Source organism: Kitasatospora sp. NPDC096077, assembly GCF_040303245.1.
In the GTDB taxonomy this organism is placed as follows: Bacteria; Actinomycetota; Actinomycetes; order Streptomycetales; family Streptomycetaceae; genus Kitasatospora.
Window position 1 is genome coordinate 1 of record NZ_JBEOSV010000136.1, and the last position, 4,137, is coordinate 4,137.

Genomic DNA, 4,137 nt, shown 5'->3' on the forward strand with positions numbered 1-4,137 from the left:
CCGGTGGAGCGGATGATGCGGGACGCGAAGATCACCCAGATCTACGAGGGCACCAACCAGGTCCAGCGGATCGTGATGGCCCGCAACCTCCCGTAGCGGCCACGACTCCCGAACGACTCCCGAACGACTCCCGAACGGCCCCCGACCGCGCCCCAGCGGTCGGGGGCCGTTCGTCGTCCGGCATCGAACCTTCCTGGACGGACCGGCCACCCGGATGTCATAAATGATCGTCAACTTGTGTGCACCGCATGACGATTACGGGAGACGACAGGTCATGGGCAACACCCCCGAGCAGCACGGCGGCGGCAAGGTCTGGCTGATCACCGGCGCCAACTCCGGTTTCGGCCAGGCGATCGCGGAGGCCGCGCTGGCGGCCGGCGACACCGTTGTCGCGGCCGCCCGCCGCCCCGAGACGCTGGCCGAGTCGGCCGCAGCCCACCCGGGCCGACTGGTCCCGGTGCAGCTGGACGTCACCGACCAGGAGCGGATCCCCGCCGTGGTCGCCGAGACCGTGCAGCGGCACGGCCGGATCGACGTCCTGGTGAACAACGCCGGGCGCGGGGTGATCGGCGCCGTCGAGGAGTCCACCGACCGCGAGCTGCGGGACCTCATGGAGCTGCACTTCTTCGGTCCGGCCGCGCTCACCCGGGCCGTGCTGCCGTACATGCGGGCCCAGGGCTCCGGCGCCGTGGTGCAGATGAGCAGCATGGGCGGCCGCTTCTCCTTCGCCGGCGTGGGCGCCTACTCGGCGACCAAGTTCGCGCTGGAGGGCCTGTCCGAGGCGCTGGCCCTGGAGGTGGCGGCCTTCGGGATCAAGGTGCTGATCGTCGAGCCGGGCGCGTTCCGGACCGGCTTCGCGGGCGGCGGCGCGCTCGCCCAGTCCGCCCCGATCGCCGCGTACGAGCCGGTGGTCGGCCCGGTCCGCAGCGGCCTGCCGGACTCCGACGGCAAGCAGCCGGGCGACCCGGCGAAGGCCGCCGAGGCGATCCTGACCGCTCTGGCGGCGGAGCGGACCCCGCTGCGGCTCGCGCTCGGCACCGACGCCGTGGACGCGATCCTGGGCACCCTGGACGGCGCCCGCCAGGAGGCCGAGACCTGGGCCGCCGTCGGCCGCGGCACGGACTTCCCGGCCGGCTCGTAGCGGCACGGACCTATCGGCCGGCTCGTAGCGGGCGCGCGCGGCGGCGCGGAAAATCCCGGGCGGCGGGCGGCCGGACCTCCTAGGCTGCCCGCCATGTCCACCGCGCTCAGCCTCGCCGTGCTCACCCCCGACACCATCGACGCCGCCCTCGCCCTGCGGGTCCGCCCGGACCAGGAGCACCTGGTCGCGCCGGTGGCGACGTCGCTGGCCGAGGCGTACGTGCACGGGGAGGCGGCCTGGCCCCGGCTGATCCTGGACGACGACCGGCCGGTCGGCTTCGTGATGGCCTTCTTCGACCTCCGCTTCTACCCGGACCGGCCCGGCGACCGCCCCCGCTCCGGCCTCTGGCGCCTGCTGATCGACGCCGGCCACCAGCGGGGCGGCTGCGGCCGGTTCGCGGTCGAGCAGGTCTGCGCGGAGATCCGCCGTCGCGGCGGCACCCGTGCGACGGTCACCTACCACCCGGGCCCGGACGGCCCGGTCGGGTTCTACACCCGGCTGGGCTTCCGCCCGACCGGTGAGCTGAGCGGCACCCAGGTGGTGGCGGAGGTCGAACTGTAGGGTCCGGATTCGCTCAACTCCCCTTGCCCACGGGCCGGTCGAGGGGTGTCAGGCCGCCCGGGCGGCCGCGAAGCGGGCGAGCGCCTCCTCGGCGGGGACCGGGGTGAACGGCTCGACGGCGGTGACCGCGAAGCGGGAGAGCCGCAGGTGGGACTCACCGGTGTCGGTGAGGGTCCAGGCGTGCCGGGTGCGGGCGGTCATCGGGCTGCCGTCCTTGGCGATGCCCTGCCAGTCGAAGTCGATGAGCAGGTCGTAGGTGCGGCCGGCGCCGGGGGTGACGGTGAGCCCGCGGACGTGGTGCAGGCTGAGCTGGACGGCCTCGCGGGTGCCGAGGTACCAGGCGGCGACCTCGTCGTGGTCGTGCAGCACCCGCCCGTCGGTGAGGGTCATCGCCAGGTCGTCGGCGAGCAGTTCGCGCAGCGGCTCGGCGTCGCCGGTGGTCCGCTCCAGCAGCTCCAGCCACCGGTAGAGGAAGGCGCGGGCGCGGTTCTCGGCGGCCGCGTCGGTCAGGGCGGCGCGGAGGCGGTCCGCGGCGGTGCTGTTCTCGGTCATGCGTCGACCCTCTTCTCGTACGTCCCGTACGTCCCGTACGTCCCGTACGGCAGCGTGTTGCGTGCGCACGCACACACTAGGCACTGTGTGCACGCGCACGCAACCTCGGTACGATGAACGACATGGACCGCGCCGAACTCACCCTGGGCCCGCTGACCGAGCAGGACCACGCCTTCTACGGCCTGGTCTGGGCGGGCACCACCCTGGCCGCCCGGATCGACCGGGAGCTCACCCGGGTCCACGAGCTGCCGCTGTCCTGGTTCGAGGTGATGCTCTGGCTGGCTGGGCAGCGGGAGCCGGTGGCCGCCTCCGATCTCGGCGCCAAGACCATGCTGAGCCGCAGTCAGGTCTCCCGGGTGGTGGACGCCCTGGCCGGGCGCGGACTGGTCTCCCGCACGCCCTCCGCCTCGGACGCGCGCTCGGTGCGGATCGAGCTGACCGGGTCGGGCCGCGCGCTCTTCGCCGAGGCCGACGCCACCCGACGGGCCGTCCTGGCGCCGGTGTTCACCGACCGGTTGGACGAGGCGGACATCGCGGCGCTGGAGACCGTCTGGCGCAAGCTCAAGGCCTGACCGGCACCACGGCCGCCCGCAGGGCCCGGGCCGGCGCTACGCCGCCGCAGCGGCCCCCGAGGCGCCGGCGATCACCTCGTCCAGCACCTCCCGCGAGCGCAGCAGATCGCTGATCATCCGGTCGATCCGGTCCCGCTCCGCGGTCAACTCCTCGACCAGCAGGGGCGTGGCGGTCTCGCTCGGCCCGCCGTCGCAGTCCCGCATGCAGGGCAGGATCTTGTTGATGGTGCGGCTGCGCAGCCCGGCCGCGAACAGCTCCTGGATGTGCACCACCCGGTCCACCGCCGTCGCCGGGTACTCCCGGTGCCCGCCCGGGGTGCGCTGCGCGACCAGCAGGCCCTGCTGCTCGTAGTACCGCAGCGAGCGCTCGCTCACGCCCGTGCGCCGGGCCAGTTCGCCGATCCGCATGCCGTCCATCGCGCCGTTCCCCCCGAAGGCTCGAACCCGACACCGAGGTTAGCCTCCGCCGTTCCGGCGCGTCGGCGGAAGCGGCAGGCGGCGGAAACACGCCGTTGTGACCTCGGGCCCCGAGGGGTGGCGCGCGTCGCTTTGCCGCTCGTGCCATGATCCCTGCATGGGTTCCAACGTTTTCTTCGACATCACCATCAACGACGAGCCGGCCGGCCGCATCGTCTTCAAGCTCTACGACGACGTGGTCCCGAAGACCGCTCGCAACTTCCGCGAGCTGGCCACCGGCCAGAACGGCTTCGGCTACGAGGGCTCCGGCTTCCACCGCGTGATCCCCGCCTTCATGCTGCAGGGCGGTGACTTCACCAACCACAACGGCACCGGCGGCAAGAGCATCTACGGCGAGAAGTTCGCGGACGAGAACTTCCAGCTCAAGCACGACCGCCCGGGCCTGCTGTCGATGGCCAACGCCGGCCGCAACACCAACGGCTCGCAGTTCTTCATCACCACCATCATCACGGACTGGCTGGACGGCAAGCACGTCGTCTTCGGCGAGGTCGTCGAGGGCATGGACCTGGTGAAGAAGATCGAGGGCCTCGGCTCGCAGAGCGGCCGCACCTCGGCCACCATCAAGATCGCCAAGTCCGGCGAGGTCGCCTGATCACAGCCCTCCGGGGCTGCTGATGAGCCACCGCCCCGGAGCGGGGAGTCGGACCTGCCGACCTCCCGCTCCGGGGCGGTGGCATGTCCTGGCTCCTGTCCGGCAGGATCGGCCGGCCAGGACCTGGGACCGGACCCAGGACCGGACCTAGGCCCAATGCCAGTGACTTTGGAGTGCTTGTCTCGTTGGTTGTGGTGTGGCGAGGGTGGGGCAGGTCAAGTCGCCTACGGGTGAGCGGTTGT

7 protein-coding genes are annotated in these 4,137 nt (G+C 72.4%); 5 read left to right on the forward strand and 2 right to left on the reverse strand.

Translation table 11 applies throughout. From position 1 onward, the window contains the following. The 3 genes from ABTZ03_RS43975 to ABTZ03_RS43985 all read left to right on the forward strand — a co-directional run. Positions 1-96 (forward strand): acyl-CoA dehydrogenase family protein (locus ABTZ03_RS43975; protein WP_157849844.1); only part of this gene is annotated, 96 nt, incomplete at its 5' end. Between the two features lie 178 nt (positions 97-274). Further along, positions 275-1,141, forward strand: coding sequence for an oxidoreductase (locus ABTZ03_RS43980; protein ID WP_350518902.1), 867 nt, complete (start codon positions 275-277; stop codon positions 1,139-1,141). Positions 1,142-1,234: 93 nt separating this feature from the next. Beyond that, entirely contained in the window at positions 1,235-1,702 is a 468-nt protein-coding gene (locus ABTZ03_RS43985) for a GNAT family N-acetyltransferase (RefSeq protein ID WP_350518903.1), read from the forward strand. 48 nt (positions 1,703-1,750) lie between these two features. Here the strand turns inward: ABTZ03_RS43985 and ABTZ03_RS43990 are convergent, their stop codons facing one another. Then, positions 1,751-2,254, reverse strand: a complete 504-nt coding sequence (locus ABTZ03_RS43990) for a hypothetical protein (RefSeq protein WP_350518904.1) — start codon at positions 2,252-2,254, stop codon at positions 1,751-1,753. Between the two features lie 122 nt (positions 2,255-2,376). Here ABTZ03_RS43990 and ABTZ03_RS43995 point away from each other — a divergent pair, with 122 nt between their 5' ends. After that, positions 2,377-2,826 (forward strand): MarR family winged helix-turn-helix transcriptional regulator, encoded by a 450-nt coding sequence (locus ABTZ03_RS43995; protein ID WP_350518906.1) that lies wholly within the window; start codon positions 2,377-2,379, stop codon positions 2,824-2,826. 36 nt (positions 2,827-2,862) lie between these two features. On the opposite strand, the gene ABTZ03_RS44000 is transcribed toward ABTZ03_RS43995, so the two are convergent. Beyond that, complete coding sequence (locus ABTZ03_RS44000) at positions 2,863-3,234, reverse strand: MerR family transcriptional regulator (protein ID WP_350518907.1); 372 nt, start codon at positions 3,232-3,234, stop codon at positions 2,863-2,865. A 166-nt stretch (positions 3,235-3,400) separates the two neighbouring features. Between ABTZ03_RS44000 and ABTZ03_RS44005 the strand changes: the two genes are divergently transcribed. Beyond that, on the forward strand, positions 3,401-3,895 hold the full coding sequence (locus tag ABTZ03_RS44005) for a peptidylprolyl isomerase (RefSeq protein ID WP_350518905.1): 495 nt from the start codon (positions 3,401-3,403) through the stop codon (positions 3,893-3,895). Positions 3,896-4,137 lie beyond the last annotated feature (242 nt).